The sequence below is a fragment of the Pseudomonas sp. B21-047 genome, assembly GCF_024748775.1.
GTDB classification, from domain to species: domain Bacteria; phylum Pseudomonadota; class Gammaproteobacteria; order Pseudomonadales; family Pseudomonadaceae; genus Aquipseudomonas; species Aquipseudomonas capeferrum.
The window spans coordinates 461,941-478,676 of record NZ_CP087169.1 but is presented as its reverse complement, the minus strand read 5'-3'; the positions used below and the strand labels follow the sequence as shown (position 1 = coordinate 478,676).

The following is a 16,736-nucleotide window of genomic DNA, read 5'->3' as shown; positions in this document are numbered from 1 at the left end:
GGCAAGCCCGCTCCCACAGTACTCGCTCATTGCCAACCGTCAGGCCATGTCGCAACCAGAACACTCAGACCAACTTGTGCTCCATGGCGTACTTCACCAGTTCCGCCAGTGAGTTGACCTTGAGCTTCTGCATCAGCCGCGCCTTATGGGTGCTGATGGTCTTGCTCGACAGCGCCAGTTGCTGGGCGATGTCATTGACGTTAGCGCCTTGGGCCAGGCGCTCGAATACCGAGAACTCACGCTCCGAGAGCAGGGTATGCAAGGGCCTGGACTCGGTCAGGCCGACCTCGAAGACCATGCGGTCGGCCAATGCCGGGTCGATGTAGCGCCCGCCCCCGGCAACCCGGCGAATGGCGGTCAACAGCAAGGCGGGGTCACTGTCCTTGGTGGCATAACCGGCGGCGCCAGCCTTCAGCGCCCGCGCCGCCATCTGCGCCTCGTCGTGCATCGACAGCATCAGGATCGCAGGGGCGTCGTTCAGGGCGCGGATGCGCGGGATGGCCTCCAGGCCGTTGACGCCCGGCATCGATATATCCAGCAACACCACTTCACAGGGGGTATGGCGCAAGGCTTCGAGCAACTGCTCGCCGTTGCCAGCCTCGCCCGCCACCTGCATGTCCTTGGCCAGGCCAATCAATTGCTTGATGCCTTCACGGACAATGGTGTGGTCTTCTGCCACCAGCACTCGAATCACGATCGGTCTCCTACTCCAACGGAATGGCCACGCTCAGGCTGGTGCCCTCGCCCGGTTCACTGTCCAGCGTCATGCTGCCCCCCAGCATCAGCACCCGTTCGCGCACGCCCACCAGGCCGAACGAGGTGGGCCGGGTCTGGTCGCGGCAAAAACCGCTGCCGTCGTCGCTGACGGTCATACGCAGTTGCCCATGCTCACGCACCAGTTCGATCTCCACGCTGTGCGCCTGCGCGTGGCGCATGACGTTGGTCAGCGCCTCCTGCAGGATACGAAACAGCCCGATGGCCTTGGCATCACTCAATGCTGGCAGATTATCCGGTACCTGCACCAGGCAGGGGATTTGTGTACGCGCCTCGAAACGCCGCGCCTGCCATTCTATGGCCGAGGCGATGCCGGCATCGAGAATCGGCGGGCGCAGTGCCGTGGCCACGTCGCGCACCAGCTGGAACAGCTGGGCGATCAGGCGCTTCATGCTCGACAAGCGCTCGTTCAGCCCTGGGTCGAGTTCGGCAAAGGCCAGTTCACACATCGACACCTCAAGCTTGAGCACGGTCAGCATCTGCCCCAGCTCATCGTGCACCTCACGGGCGATACGGGCCTTTTCTTCCTCGCGCACGCTTTCCAGGTGCGCCGACAACTCGCGCAGCTGCTCCTGCGAGCGCGCCAGCGCCAGTTCTGCCCGCTTGCCCTGGGTGATGTCCCAGACGATACCGTCCCACACCACCCGGCCATCGGCCAGGCGCCGGGTACTGGCCTTGATGTCGGCCCAACGCTGTTCACCCTGGCGCGTCAGGATGCGCCCCTGCCATGACCAGTCCTGGTTGCTGGCCAGGGCCAGGTCCTGCACCCGGTGATAGTCGCTGCGGTCTTCGGGGTGCACCAGATTGCGCAGGCCCATCTGCGGGTGCTGGATTTCGGCGGGTGCATAACCAACCAACGCCTCGCTGCCTTCGCTGATGTAGGGGAACTCCAGGTCGCCCTCGGCCGGGTCACGCTCCAGCCGAAACACCAGCCCCGGCACGTTGCCAGCGATGCCCTTGAGCCGCGCTTCGCTTTCGCGCAGCGCGGCCAGCGCGCGGTGGCGCTCGGTGACATCGGCGATATACACCACCAGGTACTCGGCGTCGCGAAAGCGCAGAAAACTCAACGACAGCTCCACCGGCAGCAAGCTGCGGTCCGCGCGCAGGCAGCGGGTCTCGAACTGCCCCACACCGCCGCCGCCCGCGCGCGCGCCCCGCCATAGTTCCAGCCAGCGGTCCATGTTCAGGTTAGGCTCGAAGTCGATCAGCGGGCGCTCCAGCAACTCACCTTGCCCATAGCCCAGCATGCGCTCTGCGGCATGGTTGGCGTAACGCACATGGCTGTCCCAGTTGACCCACAGGATACCCACGGTGCTCTGGTCGATGGCGAACTGGCTCAGGCGCAGCGCCTCTTCACGTACCTGGCGTTCGGCCAGGTTCTCGCGCGTTGCCAGCAGGCTGCGTTCCAGCTGGCGCTGTTGCCGGCGCTGCCAGGTCAGCGTGGCCAGCGCGCACAGCAGCAACAGGCCGAACAGCAAGGCGAGGTTCTGCCAAAAGCCGGCCGACTCACTCAAACGCGGGTACTTGGGTTGCAGCCAGCGCTGGTGAAGTTGCTCCAGCGCCTTGGCCGGGATGGCCTGCAAGCCCCGTTCGAGCACGTCGGCCAACAGCGGCCAGTCACGCCGCGAGCCCACCCGCAGCAGTTGCGGCAAGCCGATATCGCCGACCACCGCCAGCTCGCCGAACTCGCTCTCGCGCGACAGCCGGCTGAGCTGGGCTTCATCGAGCACTGCGTAACTGGCCTGGCCACCCACGATCAACTGCAGCCCCTCGCGCTCGTTGGGCACGCCTTGCAGGTTGAGGTTGCCGTAGTTGCTACGCAGGTAATCCGCCAACGGGCTGGGCATGCGCACGGCGACGCGCTGGTCGGGTTCGAGCGTTTCCAGCTCCACCGCCATGGCGCCCGTGCGCGGGCCGACCACCAGTTGCGGCACGCGCATGTACGGGTCGCTGAACAGCCATAGCCGCAGGCTCGCCGGGGTCTGGGTAAGGCCGGGGGCGAAGTCGATTTCGCCGGCCCGCAAGGCGTGTTCGAGGCTGGCCTGATCGGCGAAGTTACGCCAGGTCAGGTCCAGCCTCAGCGCCTGGGCCAACGCGCTCACCAGCTCGACATTGGCCCCGTAAAGTTGCTGCAGACGGCGGTCGAACTGCGCATACGGCGCCTGCAACACCAGGCCGACCCGCAGGCTGCGATGCGCCTCCAGCCACTGCTGCTGCGCGGGTTCAAGGGCTACGCTCGGCACTGCCTCGGGCCTTGCCAGCGCGATCAAGGGTAGCCACAAGCAGCCGATAACCAACAGGCGACGCATTCGCTTCATCTACACGCTCGTCTTGGCAAGGGCGGCCATGCAGCATGGCCGTCACGGGCAAATACTATTAGGCTGCCGGTATCATTCTGGCCTTGGGTTGACGCATGTCCACACTTTATCGCACGACGCTGGCACTGTGCTGCCTAGCCTCGATCCTTCCGCTCGGCGCCATGGCCGCCGACGCTGAAAAACCTTCCACCACCACCGAAGCCGCGCCCGTCGAGGCCACCCGGCCACCCCTGCTGGAACGCAGCCAGGAAGACGCCCAGGCCCTGGAGCGCCTGGTGCCCAAGGCCGAGCAGCAAACCCTGCAGGCAGGCGCCGAGCGCTTTCTGGCACTGTGGAAACCGGCCAACAGCAACGACCCGCAAGGTGCGGTAATCATCGTGCCCGGTGCCGGTGAGACGGCCGACTGGCCGAACGCCGTCGGCCCGCTGCGGCGCAAGTTCCCCGACGTCGGCTGGCACAGCCTGAGCGTAAGTTTGCCCGACCTGCTCGCCGACAGCCCGCAGGCGCGGGTTGAAGCCAAGCCCACCGAGGCACCGGCCAACGACAACGGCGAAAGTGCGCCAGCCAAGGACACCCCGACCGATGCCAACGCCAACGTCGCCCAGGCGACAGCCGCCGATGCCGATGCCGCAGAAAGCACCGACGCCGAGCAGGCCAGCGAGCAGAACGACCCTGCCGATGCCGAACGCATCTTCGCCCGCCTCGACGCCGCGGTGGCCTACGCGCAACAGCATGACGCGCGCAGCATCGTGCTGATCGGCCATGGCAGTGGCGCGTATTGGGCGGCCCGCTACCTGAGCGAGAAGCAACCCGCACAGGTGCAGAAACTGGTGATGATCGCCGCGCAGACGCCGGCACGGGTGGAACATGACCTGGAAAGCCTGGCCCCCACCCTCAAGGTGCCGACCGCCGACCTGTATTACGCCACCCGCACCGGTGATCGCCGTGCTGCAGCATTGCGCCTGCAGGCCAGCAAGCGGCAGAAGGACAGCCAGTACCGGCAGTTGTCGCTGATTGCCATGCCTGGCAACAAGGCCGCTGAACAGGAGCAATTGTTCCGCCGGGTGCGCGGGTGGCTGAACCCGCAAGACTGATTACAAGCTGCCGGGGGCCGTAGTGCGGCCCTCGGCTGTTGACTACAACCCCCGCCGCTTGCGAATCAGCCCATACGCCTGATGCAACTCACGGGTCCGTTCGGTCGCCTCGCGCACCTGGGCTTCCGTAGCGCCGCTACCCGCCAGCTTGTCCGGGTGATGCCGGCTGATCAGCCGGCGATAGGCCTGCTTGACCTTGTCGCCCTCGGTATCAGCCTCGACCGCCAACAGTCGCAAGGCCGCCGCATAGGTCATGGTGCCACCGTCCAGCCCTGCCTTGCGCGGCTCGTACTCCAGCGACATGGCTTGCACCTGGCGCCGGCTCAAACCCAGCTTCTGCCCCCAGTCCAACAGCATCTCGCGCTCTTTGCTGCCAACCTTGCCGTCGGCCCAGACCATGCGCCAACAAGCACGCAAGGTCCCTTCTGCAGCATGCGGCTGCTGGCGGATACGGCGCAGATGGCCGGCCAGCCGGTCCTTGCCGGCCTTGCCACGGTTGAACGCGGCAATGGCCCGCAGCCGGGCCGCCTCAGCCAGGTCCAGGCGTACCATCTCTTGGCGCGCCTGCTGGATATGCTGCTCGGCCACCCGCCCATCGCATTTGGCCAACCTGCCGAGCAGCACGAACAGCAACTCCTCGTCGCGCAGGGCCGGGCGCCCGCCCAGGCGCTCGCGCATGTCCTCCCAGCCACGCACCCGCAGGCGCCGGTCCATGGCCTGCCCGAGCAGAGCGCCGAGCAAGGCGCCGGGGATGCTGGCGACGGCAAAACCGGCGCCGGCACCAATCACCGTGCTTGGCCACCACATCTCAGGCGCGCTCGCCGATCAGGCGCTCGGCCTGGGCCAGGCGCTCCAGCGTGCCGACATCGACCCAATGGCCACGGTAGTGCTCGCCCGTGACCTTGCCATCCGCCATGGCCTGGCGCAGCAAAGGCGCCAGCTTGAAAGCCCCCGGCTGGCAACCCTCGAACAACGCGGGGTCAAGCACCGAGAGGCCACTGAAGGTCAAGGTACCCGGCGCTTCATCGCCATCCAGCACTTGCGTGCCAGCCAGGCGGAAGTCGCCACGGTCGTGATGCCCCGGGTTGTCTACCAGCACCAGGTGCGCCAGGCCCGCAAGCGGCGCCTGCAGGCGGGTGAAGTCGTAGTCGGTCCAGACGTCACCATTGACCAGCAGGAACGGCGCCTCGCCCAGCAACGGCAGTGCCTTGAAGATCCCGCCGCCGGTTTCCAGCGGTTCGCCCTCGGGCGAATAGCGGATGCTCAGGCCGAAACGGCTGCCATCACCCAGGTGGTCCTCGATCTGCTGGCCCAGCCAGGCATGGTTGATCACCACCTCGGTAACACCGGCTGCCGCCAGGGCGCGCAAGTGGTACTCGATCAGCGGCTGGCCTGCTACCGGCACCAGTGGCTTGGGCGTGTGCAGGGTCAAGGGGCGCATGCGCTCGCCCTTGCCCGCTGCCAGGATCATCGCTTTCATGCCTGTGCTCCGGCCTTGAGTTCGGCAATCAGCTCGCCCAGCTCCGCCAATTCGGGACGGCGACCGATCACTTCATCTATATAGGCGAAGAAACGTGGGACGTCCGCCAGGTAGCGCGGCTTGCCATCGCGGTGGCAGATGCGGGCGAAGATGCCGATCACCTTGAGGTGACGCTGCACCCCCATCAGGTCGCTGGCGCGCTGAAATGCCTCGAAATCGGCTTGCACGGGAATACCGGCAGCCTGCGCTTTTTGCCAGTAATTGCGCAGCCAGCCGTCTACCCGGGCCTGCGGCCAGCTGAGGAAGGCATCCTTGAACAGGCAGGTGATGTCGTAGGTGACCGGGCCGTAGACCGCGTCCTGGAAGTCCAGCACGCCTGGGTTTGGCGTGCTGTGCATCAAGTTGCGCGGCATGTAGTCGCGGTGCACCAGCACCTTGGGCTGGGCCAGGGCACTGTCGATCAGCGCCTGGCTGACACGTTGCCAGGCGGCCTTCTGAGCCTCGCTGAAGGCCAGGCCAAGCTCTCGCCCGACGTACCACTCGGGGAACAGTTCGACTTCCCGGCGCAGCAGGGCATCGTCGTAGCTCGGCAGTGGCGCGTCCATCGGCAGGCGCTGGAACGCCAGCAGCGCATCGATGGCATCACTGAACAGGCCATCGGCATTCTGGCCATCGATGATGTCCAGGTAGGTCTGGTGGCCCAGATCGCCCAGCAGCAGGAAACCGCGCTCCAGGTCCTGGGCATGGATCACCGGCACGTGCACGCCGGCACTGGCCAGCAGGTGATCGATGGCGACGAACGGTCGGCAGTTCTCCTGCGGCGGGGGGGCATCCATGATCACGAAACTATGGCCTGCGCCCTGCCAGCGGAAGTAGCGGCGGAAGCTCGCATCGCTGCTGGCGGCAGTCAGGCTGCCTGCTGGCACTTCGCCCCAGGCGTTGTTTTGGAAAATAGTGTTGAGCTGCTCATCGAGCCAGACAGTCAGTTGTTGCAAGCGTACATCGTGATCAGGCATTACAAGGGTCTCCGACGGCCCTAGCCGTCAAGCGGGTCATGCTTTATTATCCAGCATCTTTTTCAGACCATCGAGAGGCGTGCGGCCCCACACGCGGGCAGATGGCACGCAGGAAGCCCGGACTAATAAGATGGCATTGAAATCCCCCGCGTTTCGTAGAAAGTTTCCGTTGCTGGTCACCGGCGGTTTGCTGGCCCTGCAACCTCTGGCCACGTCGTACGTCGTGGCAGCCGAACAGTTCGACTGCCAAGTGTCCGCCTCCGGTGGTTGGGACTGCAAGCCCAAGGCGCCTGTCAACAACCTGCCGCCGCGTCCGGTGCACGAGGGTGCTGCCCTCAGTTCCGGTACCGAAGCCCAGGCGGGCGAAGCCGAAACCGCGGACAAGCCGATGCTGGTCACCGAGGCCAAGGGCCGTGGCCTGAAGTCGCGCAGCGAAGACTACAGCCACCTCGACTGGGTCCCGCGTGACAAGCTCACCGCCGCCCAGCTGGCCGAAACCGGCCCGTACTGCGGTGGCGCGTACATCGAGCCGACCCGCCCTGGCATGGCCGACACCACGCCCAAGGACGAGTCGCCGACCTACATCAATGCCAAGGTGTCCAAGTACCAGCAGGAGCAGCAGATCGCTACCCTCGCCGGTAACGTGGTGATGCGCCAGGGCAGCATGCAGGCCGAGGCCGACGAGGCCAACCTCTACCAGACCGAGAACCGTGGCGAGCTCAAGGGCAACGTCAAGATCCGTGACAACGGCTCGCTGGTGGTCGGTGACGAGGCGCAGATCCAGCTCGACACGGGCGAAGCCCAGGTCGACAACGCCGAATACGTGATGCACAAGTCGCATATCCGCGGCAACGCCCTGTACGCCAAACGTGGCGAAAACGCCATCATCCGTCTCAAGGACGGTACGTACACCACCTGCGAACCGGGCAGCAACGCCTGGCAGCTGAAGGGCAACAACATCACCCTGAACCCGGCCACCGGTTTCGGCACGGCGACCAACGTCACCTTGCGGGTCAAGGATTTCCCGGTGTTCTACACACCGTACATCTACTTCCCGATCGACGACCGTCGCCAGTCCGGCTTCCTGCCGCCCTCGTTCAGCAGCAGCAGCGACACCGGCTTCATGCTGGTCACCCCGTACTACTTCAACCTGGCGCCCAACTATGACGCCACGTTGTACCCGCGCTACATGACCAAGCGCGGCCTGCTGATGGAAGGTGAGTTCCGTTACCTGACCCCGTCCAGCGAAGGCCAGTTCGGCGGCGCGTACCTGAACGACAAGAACGACGACCGTAAAGACCAGACTGACTACAAAGAACAGCGCTGGATGGTCAACTGGCAGCACAAGGGTGGCCTGGACGAGCGCCTGATGGCCGAGGTGGACTACACCGACATCAGCGACCCGTTCTACTTCCAGGACCTCGAATCCGACCAGATCGGCGTAGAGACCCAGGACCTGCTCAACCAGCAGGGCGCCCTGACCTACCGTGGCGACAGCTACACCGCGCGGTTGAACGTGCATGCCTACGAGATGGCGACCATCTCGCAGATCACGCCGTATGACCGCCTGCCGCAGATCACCTTCAACGGTAAACTGCCGTTCGAGCCGGGTGGGCTGAACCTTGCTTATGAGACTGAAGCGGTTCGCTTTGATCGGGATCTGAAAGACGACCTGGTATTCAACAAGGACGGCGTGCCAGACAGAACTGCTGGCGTTGTAACGGACCCGATTACCGGAGAAGTGCTGGGCGGCCGACGGCTTGACCAGAACATTGCCGGTATCGCCCGTGCCAACGGTACGCGCCTGAACTTCGCGCCATCGATCAGCCTGCCGATGGAAGCCAGCTACGGCTACCTGACGCCGAAACTGAAGTACGCCTACACCCATTACGATCTCGACCTGGACAGCAAAGGCAAGGCCGACGCTATCAGGCTGCAGGCAGCTGATCCGGTAGCTTACGGCAGCTACAGCGGCACGGTGAACCGTGACGTGCCAATCTTCAGCGTGGACAGCGGGTTGTATTTCGACCGCAACACCTCGATGTTCGGCACCAATTACAAGCAAACCCTTGAACCGCGCCTGTTCTACCTCTACGTCCCGTACAAGGACCAGAAGGACATCCCGCTGTTCGACTCGGGTGAAACGCTGTTCAGCTACGACTCGCTGTTCCGCGACAACCGCTTCAGCGGCACCGACCGCATCGGCGACGAGAACAAACTGTCGCTGGGCGTGACCACGCGCTGGATCGAGGACGACGGCTTCGAGCGGCAGAGCTTCAGCATCGGCCAGGCCTACTACTTCAAGGATCGCAAGGTCCAGTTGCCGGGTATCAACTACAAGACCCGCGCCGACTCGCAGGCCGACGTTTCGCCGTACGCCCTGGTGTACAACTATGCGTTCAACCGCGACTGGCGCTTCAATTCGGACTTCAACTGGGACCCGGACAGCCGCAGCACCCGCTCGGGCAGCGCGATGTTCCACTACCAGCCTGAAGACAACCCGAACAAGGTGGTCAACCTCGGTTATCGCTACCGCAACGACACCATCTCCTACGACTCCCAGACCGGTACCTGGAAAGTGGGCGGCGGCGACTACGGTGTGCCAGGCAGCGAGAACTACATCAAGGACTACTACAAGATCCAGCAGCATGACTTCTCGGTCATCTGGCCGATCGTTCCGCAGTGGAGCGTCATCGCTCGCTGGCAGCATGACTACAACCGCAACCGCACCCTGGAAGCCATGGGCGGTTTCGAGTATGACAACTGCTGCTGGAAGCTGCGCCTGATCAACCGTTACTGGATCGACTACGACGACTTCAGCCAAGCCCTTCCAGCGAACGAAAAAGGCGACCACGGTATCTTCCTGCAGATCGTGCTGAAAGGCCTCGGTGGTGTAGTGGGCAACAAGGTCGAATCTTTCCTCGACGAAGGCATTCAAGGTTACCGTACACGTGAAGACCAAGCTTATTGATCGTCTGCGCCCAGTGTTGCTGGGCGCCGCTTTGCTGAGTGGCGCGGTGCATGCCGCGGTACAACCCCTGGACCGCGTGGTGGCCATCGTCGACAACGACGTGGTCATGCAGAGCCAACTGGACCAGCGCGTCCATGAAGTTCAGCAAACCATCGCCAAACGTGGCGCCGGCGCGCCACCGACCAGCGCCCTGGAACAGCAGGTGCTCGAGCGCCTGATCGTCGAAAACCTGCAACTGCAGATCGGCGAGCGTTCCGGCATCCGCATCACCGATGAGGAGCTGAACCAGGCCATCGGCACCATTGCCCAGCGCAACGGCATGTCGCTGGACCAGTTCCGCGCGGCCCTGGCCCATGATGGCCTGTCGTTCGACGACGCTCGCGAGCAGGTCAAGCGCGAGATGATCATCAGCCGCGTGCGCCAGCGCCGTGTGGCCGAGCGCATTCAGGTTTCCGAGCAGGAAGTGAAAAACTTCCTCAACTCGGACCTGGGCAAGATGCAGCTCTCGGAAGAGTACCGCCTGGCCAACATCCTTATCCCGACCCCGGAAAGCGCCAACTCCGACGCCATCCAGGCGGCCGCCCGGCAGGCCGGCGATGTCTACCAGCAGCTCAAGCAAGGCGCGGACTTCGGCCAGTTGGCCATCGCCCGTTCCGCCAGCGAGAACGCCCTGGAAGGCGGCGAGATGGGCTGGCGTAAAGCCGGCCAGTTGCCACCTGACTTCGCCAAGATGCTCAGCAACATGGCCACTGGCGATGTCACCCAGCCAATCCGTATCCCCAACGGCTTCATCATCCTCAAGCTCGAGGAGAAGCGTGGTGGCAGCGAGAACGTGCTGCGTGACGAAGTGCATGTACGCCACATCCTGATCAAGCCGAGCGAAATCCGCAGCGACGCAGCCACCGAGCAATTGGCCGAACGCCTGTACGACCGCATCAAGAACGGCGAAGACTTCGGCGAGCTGGCCAAGAGCTTCTCGGAAGACCCGGGCTCGGCGCTTAACGGCGGCGACCTAAACTGGGTCGACCCAAACAGCCTGGTGCCTGAGTTCCGTGAGCAGATGGCCAACGCAGCCCAAGGCGAAGTCACCAAACCGTTCAAGACCCAGTACGGCTGGCACGTCCTGGAAGTGCTAGGCCGCCGCGCCACCGACAGCACCGAACAGGCGCGTGAACAGCAGGCATTGAACGTGCTGCGCAACCGCAAGTACGACGAAGAGCTGCAGACCTGGCTGCGCCAGATCCGCGACGAAGCCTACGTTGAAATCAAGCTGCCTGGCGCCGACCAGGCTGCACAGTGAAGCCCCTGCGCTTCGCCGTCACCCCCGGTGAACCAGCCGGCATAGGTCCCGACCTGTGCCTGCTGCTCGCCGCAGACGCCCAGCCCCACCCCCTGATTGCCATCACCAGCCGTGACCTGCTCGCCGAGCGGGCCACGCAGCTGGGGCTGGCCGTCAACCTGCTGCCGGTAGCGCCAGATCACTGGCCCGACCAGCCAGCGCCTGCGGGCAGCCTGTATGTCTGGGATACACCCCTGGCCACCGCCGTGACGGCAGGCCAGCTGGACAAGGCCAATGCCGCCTTCGTCCTGCAAACCCTGACCCGCGCAGGCACTGGCTGCCTGGACGGGCATTTCGCCGGGATGATCACCGCCCCTGTGCACAAGGGCGTGATCAACGAGAGCGGCATTGCCTTTTCCGGGCATACCGAGTTCCTCGCCGAGCTGACCCACACCGCGCAAGTGGTGATGATGCTCGCGACCCGCGGCCTGCGCGTGGCCCTGGTGACCACTCACCTGCCGCTGCGCGAGATTGCCGACGCGATCACCGCTGAACGCGTCGAGCGTGTCACCCGCATCCTGCACGCCGATATGCGCGACAAGTTCGGCATTGCCAACCCTCGCATCCTGGTCTGCGGCCTCAACCCGCACGCCGGAGAAGGCGGCCATCTGGGCCGCGAAGAAATCGACATCATCGAACCGACACTGGCCCGCCTGCGCACCGAAGGCATGGACCTGCGCGGACCGCTGCCGGCCGATACCCTGTTTACCCCCAAATATCTGGAGCACTGCGACGCAGTGCTGGCGATGTACCACGACCAGGGCCTGCCCGTACTCAAGTACAAAGGCTTCGGCGCCGCCGTCAATGTGACGCTGGGCCTGCCGATCATCCGCACGTCGGTCGACCACGGCACCGCCCTGGACCTGGCCGGCACCGGCAAGGTTGATACCGGCAGCCTGCGGGTTGCCCTGGAAACCGCCTACCAGATGGCCGAGAACCGACCATGAACGAGCAATACCAACACCGGGCGCGCAAGCGCTTCGGTCAGAACTTCCTGCACGACGCCGGCATCATCGACCGCATCCTGCGCGCCATCCACGCCAAGGCGGGTGAACACCTGCTGGAAATCGGCCCAGGCCAGGGCGCCCTCACCGAGGGCCTGCTGGGCAGCGGTGCACAGCTGGACGTGGTGGAACTGGACAAGGACCTGGTGCCGATCCTTCAGCACAAATTCGCCGGCCGTGACAACTTCCGCCTGCACCAAGGCGACGCCCTGAAGTTCGACTTCAACCAGCTCGGCGTGCCACCGCGCAGCCTCAAGGTGGTCGGCAACCTGCCCTACAACATTTCCACCCCGCTGATCTTCCACCTGCTCAGCCACGCCGGGCTGATCCGCGACATGCACTTCATGCTGCAGAAGGAAGTGGTCGAGCGCATGGCCGCAGGCCCGGGTGGCGGTGACTGGGGCCGCCTGTCGATCATGGTGCAGTACCACTGCCGGGTCGAACACCTGTTCAACGTCGGCCCTGGCGCGTTCAACCCGCCGCCAAAGGTGGACTCGGCCATCGTGCGCCTGGTGCCACACGAAGTGCTGCCGTTCCCAGCCAAGGACCACCTGCTGCTGGAGCGGGTCGTTCGCGAAGCCTTCAATCAGCGTCGCAAGACACTGCGCAACACCCTCAAAGGCCTGCTCGACAGCCAGGCGATCGAAGCCGCTGGTGTTGATGGCAGCCTGAGGCCTGAGCAGCTGGACCTGGCGGCCTTCGTGCGCCTGGCAGACCAGTTGGCTGACCAACAAGCCTGATAGCGCCTGCACCGGCCTCTTCGCGGTTCACCCGTGAAGAGGCCGGCACCACCCCCACCCCTGCTGACATGCCTGCCCGCGACCACACCGCTGGCCCTCCCCCCCGCCAATGGCCTAGACTGCATTATTGCGTCAGTTCGCCCAAGGCCTTTGCATGTCCGATCCCCGCTATCAGATCGACGTCAGCGTCGTGACCCGCTACCTCAAAGAACAATCCGACCCCGAAAACAGTCGTTTCGCTTTCGCCTACACCATTACCGTGCAGAACAACGGCTCGGTCACGGCCAAGTTGCTGTCCCGACACTGGCTGATCACCAACGGTGATGGCGAAGTCGAGGAAGTGCGCGGCGCCGGCGTGGTCGGCCAGCAACCGAACATCGACCCGGGCCAGAGCCATACCTACAGCAGTGGCGCGGTCATCAGCACCCGCGTCGGCACCATGCAGGGCAGCTACCAGATGTTCGCCGAAGACGGTAAACGCTTCGATGCCCAGATCGCGCCCTTCCGCCTGGCGGTACCCGGAGCCCTGCACTGATGGCGACCTACGCCGTCGGTGACCTGCAAGGCTGCCTGCAACCGCTCAAATGCCTGCTCGAACGCGTGCGCTTCAACCCCGCCGTCGACCGCCTCTGGTTGGTCGGTGACCTGGTCAACCGCGGCCCCGAGTCGCTGGAAACCCTGCGCTTCCTTTACTCGATCCGTGACTCGCTGGTGTGCGTGCTGGGCAACCATGACCTGCACCTGCTGGCCGCCTGGCACAACGTCGAACGCCTGAAAAAGAGCGACACCCTGGGCGCTATCCTCGAAGCGCCAGACGCCGACCTGCTGTTCGACTGGCTGCGCCGGCAAAAACTGCTGCATTACGACGAGCCCCGCGGTATCGCCATGGTACATGCCGGCATACCGCCACAGTGGACCCTGGGCCGAGCCCTTGAGCTTGCCGCCGAAGTCGAGGAAGTGCTGCGGGACGACGGGCGCCTCAAGCTCTACCTCGATGGCATGTACGGCAACGAGCCGAACAAGTGGAGCAAGAACCTCACAGGTATCGAGCGCCTGCGGGTGATCACCAACTACCTCACGCGCATGCGCTTCTGCACCCCCGAGGGCAAGCTCGACCTCAAGAGCAAGGAAGGCTTGGGCGCAGCCCCCAAAGGCTACAAGCCCTGGTTTGCGCACAAGGACCGCCGCTCGCGGCATGTGAAGATCATCTTCGGCCACTGGGCCGCCCTTGAAGGGCGCGTCGACGAGCCCGGCATCATCGCCCTGGATACCGGTTGCGTGTGGGGCGGTGCCATGACCCTCTATAACGTCGACAGCGGTGAATACCATCGCTGCGACTGCGCCGACGACGGCACCATACGCACGCCGGCACAACCCACTAGACTCAACGATCAGCCCTGAAGGAAACCGTACCCATGAGCGAATTCAAGCGCATCCCTCCCGAGCAGGCCCTGGCCCTGCGCGCGCAAGGTGCGGTAGTGGTCGATATTCGCGACCCACAGGCTTTTGCCGCCGGCCACATCAGCGGCGCCACCCACCTGGATAACCATTCGGTCGCCGATTTCATCCGCAATGCCGACCTCGATGCACCGACCCTGGTGGTCTGCTACCACGGCAATTCCAGCCAGAGCGCCGCCGCCTACCTGGCCGGCCAGGGCTTCTCGGAGGTGTACAGCGTCGATGGCGGCTTTGAGCTGTGGCGCGCCACCTACCCAGGCGAGACTGCCCAAGGCGCTGCTGAATAATTTTTTCATTTTTACTGCAGCCCGCGCCCTATGCGGGCTTGCGGCTCACCTGACGAACGGTCGCGAGCAACTTCTCGGCCTCGCGCCCTTGACCTTGCGTATTACCAACTATCCTTAAGCCCAGGCCATCCAAAAAAGGGGAGAGCCGGTACATCGGCGTGCGGGTCATCGGTAGCGTTTCAAGGGTGTTCTGGGGGGTATACAGCAATCGGCGAACCCGGTTGCATGCCAGCATCAGCTGACTGATCCGGCGTCGTCTCCACGTATCGAGCGAGGTGACGTCATGAGCATTTTTAGCCACTTCCAACAACGTTTCGAGTCCACCCGCCAGGAAGAACTTTCGCTGCAGGAGTACCTCGAGCTGTGCAAGCAGGATCGCAGCGCCTACGCTTCGGCGGCAGAACGGCTGTTGCTGGCCATCGGCGAACCGGAGCTTGTCGACACCTCCAACAATTCCAGGCTTTCGCGGATCTTCTCGAACAAGGTCATTCGGCGCTATCCGGCCTTTGAAGACTTCCATGGCATGGAAGAATGCATCGACCAGATCGTTTCGTACTTCCGCCACGCGGCGCAGGGCCTGGAAGAGAAGAAGCAAATCCTCTACCTGCTGGGCCCGGTAGGCGGCGGCAAGTCGTCGCTGGCCGAGAAGCTCAAGCAGCTGATGGAGAAAGTGCCCTTCTACGCCATCAAGGGCTCGCCTGTATTCGAATCACCACTGGGTTTGTTCAACGCCACCGAAGATGGGGCCATTCTCGAGGAAGAGTTTGGGATCCCACGGCGCTACCTGAACACCATCATGTCGCCCTGGGCCACCAAGCGCCTGCAGGAGTTCGGCGGCGATATCTCCAAGTTCAAGGTGGTCAAACTCTACCCCTCGATCCTTAACCAGATCGCCATCGCCAAGACCGAACCCGGCGATGAGAACAACCAGGACATTTCTGCCCTGGTGGGCAAGGTGGACATCCGCAAACTCGAGGAATACCCACAGAACGACGCCGACGCCTACAGCTATTCGGGTGCGCTGTGCCGGGCCAACCAGGGCCTGATGGAATTCGTCGAGATGTTCAAGGCGCCGATCAAGGTCCTGCACCCCCTGCTGACGGCGACCCAGGAAGGTAACTACAACAGTACCGAGGGGCTGGGGGCGATCCCCTACACCGGCATCCTGCTGGCCCACTCCAACGAATCGGAGTGGCACACCTTCCGCAACAACAAAAACAACGAAGCGTTCATCGACCGGATCTACATCGTCAAGGTGCCCTACTGCCTGCGCGTCAGTGACGAAATCAAGATCTACGACAAACTGCTGGTCAACAGCTCGCTGGCCAAGGCCCATTGCGCGCCCGACACCCTCAAGATGCTGGCCCAGTTCACCGTGCTCTCGCGCCTCAAGGAGCCCGAAAACTCCAACATCTATTCGAAGATGCGTGTCTACGACGGTGAAAACCTCAAGGACACCGATCCTAAGGCCAAGTCGATCCAGGAATACCGGGACTCGGCAGGCGTCGACGAGGGCATGAACGGCCTGTCGACCCGCTTCGCCTTCAAGATCCTGTCCAAGGTCTTCAACTTCGACCCGCACGAGATCGCAGCCAACCCGGTTCACCTGCTGTATGTGCTCGAACAGCAGATCGAACAGGAACAGTTCCCGGCCGAAGTGCGCGAACGCTACCTGCGCTACCTGAAGGAATACCTGGCACCGCGCTACATCGAGTTCATCGGCAAGGAGATCCAGACCGCCTACCTCGAGTCTTACAGCGAGTACGGCCAGAACATCTTCGACCGCTATGTGCTGTACGCCGACTTCTGGATTCAGGACCAGGAATACCGCGACCCGGAAACCGGCGAGATCCTCAACCGTATTGCCCTCAACGAAGAACTGGAGAAGATCGAGAAGCCTGCCGGCATCAGCAACCCGAAAGACTTCCGCAACGAGATCGTCAACTTCGTACTGCGCGCACGCGCCAACAACAACGGCAAGAACCCGAGCTGGCTGAGCTATGAAAAACTGCGGGTGGTGATCGAGAAGAAAATGTTCTCCAACACCGAAGACCTGCTGCCGGTCATCAGCTTCAATGCCAAGGCCAGCAAGGAAGACCAGAAGAAACACAACGACTTCGTCACCCGGATGGTGGAGCGTGGTTACACCGACAAGCAGGTGCGCTTGCTGTCGGAATGGTACCTGCGGGTCAGGAAATCGCAATAAAGCGGCAAGCTTCTAGCCGCAAGCTGCAAGCTGCCCGGCGTCGGCGCTT

Annotated in this window: 14 protein-coding genes; 9 read left to right on the top strand and 5 right to left on the bottom strand. The window is 63.6% G+C overall.

Annotated elements, in window-relative coordinates; translation table 11 throughout:
* Window positions 1–64: 64 nt before the first annotated feature.
* Window positions 65–697 carry a response regulator transcription factor gene (locus tag LOY26_RS02070; RefSeq protein WP_177326514.1) on the bottom strand — a complete coding sequence of 211 codons (633 nt, stop codon included), beginning with the start codon at window positions 695–697 and terminating at the stop codon, window positions 65–67.
* Between the two features lie 7 nt (window positions 698–704).
* Window positions 705–3,092, bottom strand: coding sequence for a PAS domain S-box protein (locus LOY26_RS02065; RefSeq protein WP_258714342.1), 2,388 nt, complete (start codon window positions 3,090–3,092; stop codon window positions 705–707).
* Window positions 3,093–3,187: 95 nt separating this feature from the next.
* Between LOY26_RS02065 and LOY26_RS02060 the strand changes: the two genes are divergently transcribed.
* Window positions 3,188–4,186, top strand: a complete 999-nt coding sequence (locus LOY26_RS02060) for an alpha/beta hydrolase family protein (protein ID WP_258714341.1) — start codon at window positions 3,188–3,190, stop codon at window positions 4,184–4,186.
* A gap of 42 nt (window positions 4,187–4,228) precedes the next feature.
* Here the strand turns inward: LOY26_RS02060 and LOY26_RS02055 are convergent, their stop codons facing one another.
* The 3 genes from LOY26_RS02055 to LOY26_RS02045 are packed head-to-tail and all read right to left on the bottom strand — an operon-like array spanning window position 4,229 to window position 6,682.
* Window positions 4,229–4,993 (bottom strand): TerB family tellurite resistance protein, encoded by a 765-nt coding sequence (locus LOY26_RS02055; protein ID WP_033703043.1) that lies wholly within the window; start codon window positions 4,991–4,993, stop codon window positions 4,229–4,231.
* A gap of 1 nt (window position 4,994) precedes the next feature.
* On the bottom strand, window positions 4,995–5,666 hold the full coding sequence (gene murU / locus LOY26_RS02050) for an N-acetylmuramate alpha-1-phosphate uridylyltransferase MurU (RefSeq protein ID WP_033703044.1): 672 nt from the start codon (window positions 5,664–5,666) through the stop codon (window positions 4,995–4,997).
* Window positions 5,663–6,682 (bottom strand): aminoglycoside phosphotransferase family protein, encoded by a 1,020-nt coding sequence (locus tag LOY26_RS02045; protein ID WP_033703045.1) that lies wholly within the window; start codon window positions 6,680–6,682, stop codon window positions 5,663–5,665. The genes murU and LOY26_RS02045 overlap by 4 nt, the downstream gene beginning before the upstream one ends.
* Before the next feature lie 130 nt (window positions 6,683–6,812).
* On the opposite strand from LOY26_RS02045, the gene LOY26_RS02040 reads away from it, so the two are divergent.
* From LOY26_RS02040 to LOY26_RS02005, 8 genes are all read left to right on the top strand, one after another.
* Window positions 6,813–9,653: an LPS-assembly protein LptD gene (locus LOY26_RS02040; RefSeq protein WP_186658704.1), complete on the top strand. Its 2,841-nt coding sequence runs from the start codon at window positions 6,813–6,815 to the stop codon at window positions 9,651–9,653.
* The gene (surA, locus tag LOY26_RS02035; RefSeq protein WP_033703048.1) at window positions 9,634–10,953 is read left to right on the top strand and encodes a peptidylprolyl isomerase SurA; all 1,320 of its coding nucleotides are present in this window, start codon (window positions 9,634–9,636) and stop codon (window positions 10,951–10,953) included. The genes LOY26_RS02040 and surA overlap by 20 nt, the downstream gene beginning before the upstream one ends.
* Window positions 10,950–11,939, top strand: a complete 990-nt coding sequence (gene pdxA, locus LOY26_RS02030; protein ID WP_033703049.1) for a 4-hydroxythreonine-4-phosphate dehydrogenase PdxA — start codon at window positions 10,950–10,952, stop codon at window positions 11,937–11,939. Before surA ends, pdxA begins: the two co-directional genes overlap by 4 nt.
* Window positions 11,936–12,736: a 16S rRNA (adenine(1518)-N(6)/adenine(1519)-N(6))-dimethyltransferase RsmA gene (gene rsmA, locus LOY26_RS02025; RefSeq protein WP_033703051.1), complete on the top strand. Its 801-nt coding sequence runs from the start codon at window positions 11,936–11,938 to the stop codon at window positions 12,734–12,736. Before pdxA ends, rsmA begins: the two co-directional genes overlap by 4 nt.
* Window positions 12,737–12,890: 154 nt before the next feature.
* Window positions 12,891–13,271, top strand: a complete 381-nt coding sequence (apaG, locus tag LOY26_RS02020; RefSeq protein ID WP_033703052.1) for a Co2+/Mg2+ efflux protein ApaG — start codon at window positions 12,891–12,893, stop codon at window positions 13,269–13,271.
* A complete protein-coding gene (locus LOY26_RS02015; protein WP_258714340.1) occupies window positions 13,271–14,137 on the top strand; it encodes a symmetrical bis(5'-nucleosyl)-tetraphosphatase in 867 nt (288 codons plus the stop codon). The genes apaG and LOY26_RS02015 overlap by 1 nt, the downstream gene beginning before the upstream one ends.
* 14 nt (window positions 14,138–14,151) lie before the next feature.
* Window positions 14,152–14,481: a thiosulfate sulfurtransferase GlpE gene (gene glpE / locus LOY26_RS02010; protein WP_047583863.1), complete on the top strand. Its 330-nt coding sequence runs from the start codon at window positions 14,152–14,154 to the stop codon at window positions 14,479–14,481.
* 283 nt (window positions 14,482–14,764) lie between these two features.
* Window positions 14,765–16,687 carry a PrkA family serine protein kinase gene (locus LOY26_RS02005; protein ID WP_027594382.1) on the top strand — a complete coding sequence of 641 codons (1,923 nt, stop codon included), beginning with the start codon at window positions 14,765–14,767 and terminating at the stop codon, window positions 16,685–16,687.
* The last annotated feature ends 49 nt before the right edge of the window (window positions 16,688–16,736 follow it).

Coding starts and splice junctions, on each gene's coding strand:
- LOY26_RS02065 (WP_258714342.1), bottom strand. CDS start 3,092: ATGAAGCGAATGCGTCGCCTGTTGGTTATCGGCTGCTTGTGGCTACCC.
- LOY26_RS02060 (WP_258714341.1), top strand. CDS start 3,188: ATGTCCACACTTTATCGCACGACGCTGGCACTGTGCTGCCTAGCCTCG.
- LOY26_RS02055 (WP_033703043.1), bottom strand. CDS start 4,993: ATGTGGTGGCCAAGCACGGTGATTGGTGCCGGCGCCGGTTTTGCCGTC.
- murU (WP_033703044.1), bottom strand. CDS start 5,666: ATGAAAGCGATGATCCTGGCAGCGGGCAAGGGCGAGCGCATGCGCCCC.
- LOY26_RS02045 (WP_033703045.1), bottom strand. CDS start 6,682: ATGCCTGATCACGATGTACGCTTGCAACAACTGACTGTCTGGCTCGAT.
- LOY26_RS02040 (WP_186658704.1), top strand. CDS start 6,813: ATGGCATTGAAATCCCCCGCGTTTCGTAGAAAGTTTCCGTTGCTGGTC.
- rsmA (WP_033703051.1), top strand. CDS start 11,936: ATGAACGAGCAATACCAACACCGGGCGCGCAAGCGCTTCGGTCAGAAC.
- apaG (WP_033703052.1), top strand. CDS start 12,891: ATGTCCGATCCCCGCTATCAGATCGACGTCAGCGTCGTGACCCGCTAC.
- LOY26_RS02015 (WP_258714340.1), top strand. CDS start 13,271: ATGGCGACCTACGCCGTCGGTGACCTGCAAGGCTGCCTGCAACCGCTC.
- glpE (WP_047583863.1), top strand. CDS start 14,152: ATGAGCGAATTCAAGCGCATCCCTCCCGAGCAGGCCCTGGCCCTGCGC.
- LOY26_RS02005 (WP_027594382.1), top strand. CDS start 14,765: ATGAGCATTTTTAGCCACTTCCAACAACGTTTCGAGTCCACCCGCCAG.